The sequence below is a fragment of the Flavobacteriales bacterium genome (assembly GCA_013214975.1).
Taxonomy (GTDB): domain Bacteria; phylum Bacteroidota; class Bacteroidia; order DT-38; family DT-38; genus DT-38.
In genome coordinates this window covers 1-3277 of sequence record JABSPR010000101.1, presented here as the reverse complement: position 1 = coordinate 3277, position 3277 = coordinate 1, and the positions used below count along the sequence as shown (strand labels likewise).

The following is a 3277-nucleotide window of genomic DNA, read 5'->3' as shown; positions in this document are numbered from 1 at the left end:
TTTTTGGAGATGATTATGATACAAAAGATGGTTCTTGTGTTCGAGATTATATTAATGTAGTTGACCTTGCAAAGGCGCATGTAACCGCCGTTAAACGTTTAATTTCTGGGCAAGAAAAGAATAATATAGAGACTTATAATTTGGGCACAGGAAATGGAGTAACGGTTTTGGAAATGATTAAAGCATTTGAAAAGGTATCTGGCGAAAAGCTTAATTATAAAATTGCTCCCCGACGTCCAGGTGATGTATCCGCCATTTATGCGGATGTTAGCTATGCAAGAGATGAATTAAAGTGGGAGTCTAATAAAACATTGGAAGAAACAGTTCTGTCGGCATGGAATTGGGAAAAAAATCTACAGGCCAGAAATAATAAATAAAAGGAATGAAAAAGAATATTTTAATAACAGGAGGTGCCGGATTTATCGGATCCTGTCTAGTAAAGCACATGGTAGAGAAGTACCCTGATTATAATATTATCAACTTAGATAAATTAACTTATGCGGGTAATTTGGAGAATTTAACATCTATTGAAGGCAGTCCTAATTATAAATTTGTAAAAGGTGATATTCTGGATTATCAACTTGTGGAGTCGGTTGTTAATTCGGAAAGTATTGATTCGATTATTCATTTGGCAGCAGAATCGCATGTGGATAGATCTATTTCCGACCCAGATGAGTTTGTTAAAACTAATGTCTTAGGAACTATGACATTATTAAATGTGGCCCGAACAGTTTGGAATGGCAATTTTGAAGGGAAACTGTTTTATCACGTTTCAACCGATGAGGTATATGGATCGTTAGGTGAAGAAGGTGCGTTTACAGAAGATACCCCATATGATCCTAAAAGTCCCTATTCTGCATCAAAAGCAAGCTCCGATCATATGGTAAGAGCATTTTATAATACGTATAACTTACCCGTTGTTATCTCCAATTGCTCAAATAATTATGGTCCTTTTCAGTTTCCTGAAAAATTAATTCCTTTAGCAATAAATAATTTGAAAACAGGAAAGAATATTCCTATTTATGGGGAGGGATTGAATATTAGAGATTGGCTATTTGTAGAGGATCACGCTAAAGCAATTGATATGGTATTTCATGGCGGTGTTCATGGTGAAACATATAATGTAGGTGGGAATAATGAATGGAAAAATATAGACTTAATCCATCTCTTATGTGATATTATGGATAGAAAGCTAAATTTAGATGAGGGTACATGTAGATCTCGAATTGTATATGTAGAAGATAGAGCAGGTCACGATATGAGATATGCAGTTGATTCTTCTAAGCTTTGTGATAAACTGGGATGGGAGGCTAAAGCAAACTTTAGAGAAAGATTGGAAGAAAGTATAGATTGGTACCTTGAGAACGAGTCTTGGTTGGAGAACGTTACCTCAGGAGATTACGTAAAGTATTATAACGACAAATACGGAAAATAGAGAGTAATGTACGATTTGCCTTTTCATTCAGCTGATATAAATAAGTACACATTCTGTGTAACAGGTGGTGCTGGGTTTATCGGGTCTAATATTGTAGAGTATCTTTTAAAGTATAATGCTAAAAGGGTTATAGCATTTGATAACCTTTCAAATGGCTTTCGTAAAAACATTGAGCCTTTTCTTCCTAATCCAAATTTTACTTTTATCAAAGATGATATATGTAATTTGGATGCTGTTGTGAAAGCATTTCAAGGTGTTGACTTTGTTTCACATCAAGCTGCTTTAGGCTCTGTTCCTCGCTCAATCGAAAATCCAATACCCACAAATGAAGCTAATGTAATAGGCTTTCTAAACGTATTGGAAGCTTTAAGGAAGCAAGGTGTTAAGAAAATGGTTTATGCCAGTTCTTCTTCTGTTTATGGCGATCATCAAGGAATGCCTAAAGTGGAAGAATTTACAGGGAACCCCTTGTCGCCATATGCAGTTTCTAAGCAGGTTGATGAGTTATACGCTGGAGTATATGCGAAAACGTATAATTTGAATATTGTTGGGTTAAGATATTTTAATATTTATGGACCGAGACAAAATCCAAAAGGTGCCTATGCAGCAGCGATACCTCTATTTATTAATTCGTTTTTAAATGGCGATACGCCCAAAATATACGGAGATGGTACGCAAATAAGAGATTTTACTTTTGTGGAAAATGCTGTTCAGGCAAATATTAAAAGTATGCTTGTTACTGAAGATCTTGGAGCCGATGTATTCAATATTGCTGTTGGAGAAGATACTTCCGTTAATGAATTAATTGCTGTCCTGAAGGATTTAATAGGTTCGGATATAGAGCCGATTCACGTGGAAGAACGACTTGGAGAAGTTAAGAAGTCGGTAGCCGATATTACGAAAGCGAAAAAGGTATTAGGCTATAACCCTATGATAAAATTTGAACAGGGATTGAAAATCACTTTAGATTGGTATAAAGAATCTGTTTTGAAATAATATATTGAAGTGGGGTTTTTAGATCAGATTTTCAGAAAAAAAGAAGTATTTCCACCCGTTGATTTGTCAATTTTAGGTGCAGATATGCACTCCCATTTAATTCCTAGAATCGATGATGGCGCGCAGAATATTGAGCAATCTATACTATTAATAAAGTCTTTAAAGAGTTTTGGTTTTAAAAAAATAATAACCACTCCTCATATTATGAGTGATTATTATAAGAATACACCAGATGTTATTAATAAAGGATTAGATGAAGTAAGAGAACGCCTTGTTAAAGAAGGTATAGATATTGAAATAGAAGCTGCTGCTGAATACTATGTCGATTCTGAATTTGATGAGAAGGTGAAATCAAAGGATATAATGACTTTTGGAGAAAAATACGTTTTAATAGAAGTCTCTTTTTTAAATGAACCTGAATATTTAGACAATACAATATTTAATCTTCAGCTCGCAGGGTATATACCAGTCTTAGCGCATCCTGAGAGATACCCATATTGGCATGACAGATTTGATAAGTATCACGAATTGAGAGATAAAGGGGTTATTCTGCAACTTAACTCTAATTCGATAATGGGGTATTATTCTCCCCAAATGCAGTCTATTGCAAGGAGAATGATAGATGAGGACCTAATAGATTTTATAGGAACAGATTGTCATGGAGAAAGACACTTAGAAGCATTAGAAACGTGTCTGGTTGAAGGTCATCTCCATAAGCTCTTAGAAAGACCCCTTCTTAATACAACGCTATAAATCTGACGCATGAAGCGTTTCGGCTTCATGGTTTATTTTCTTTATAAGTCCCATTAATACTTTTCCCGGACCAACTTCAGTAAAACTTGTTGC

Annotated in this window: 4 protein-coding genes; all 4 read left to right on the top strand. The window is 35.0% G+C overall.

The genetic code is table 11. The annotated features are described in order from the left end of the window. Positions 1-377, top strand: a 377-nt coding sequence (locus tag HRT72_04055; protein NQY66880.1) for a GDP-mannose 4,6-dehydratase, incomplete at its 5' end; no start/stop codon positions are given. A 5-nt stretch (positions 378-382) separates the two neighbouring features. Further along, positions 383-1435: a dTDP-glucose 4,6-dehydratase gene (gene rfbB, locus HRT72_04050; GenBank protein NQY66879.1), complete on the top strand. Its 1053-nt coding sequence runs from the start codon at positions 383-385 to the stop codon at positions 1433-1435. A 6-nt stretch (positions 1436-1441) separates the two neighbouring features. After that, on the top strand, positions 1442-2431 hold the full coding sequence (locus HRT72_04045; GenBank protein NQY66878.1) for an SDR family oxidoreductase: 990 nt from the start codon (positions 1442-1444) through the stop codon (positions 2429-2431). A 9-nt stretch (positions 2432-2440) separates the two neighbouring features. Continuing rightward, complete coding sequence (locus HRT72_04040; GenBank protein ID NQY66877.1) at positions 2441-3184, top strand: capsular biosynthesis protein; 744 nt, start codon at positions 2441-2443, stop codon at positions 3182-3184. The last annotated feature ends 93 nt before the right edge of the window (positions 3185-3277 follow it).

Coding starts and splice junctions, on each gene's coding strand:
- HRT72_04045 (NQY66878.1), top strand. CDS start 1,442: ATGTACGATTTGCCTTTTCATTCAGCTGATATAAATAAGTACACATTC.
- rfbB (NQY66879.1), top strand. CDS start 383: ATGAAAAAGAATATTTTAATAACAGGAGGTGCCGGATTTATCGGATCC.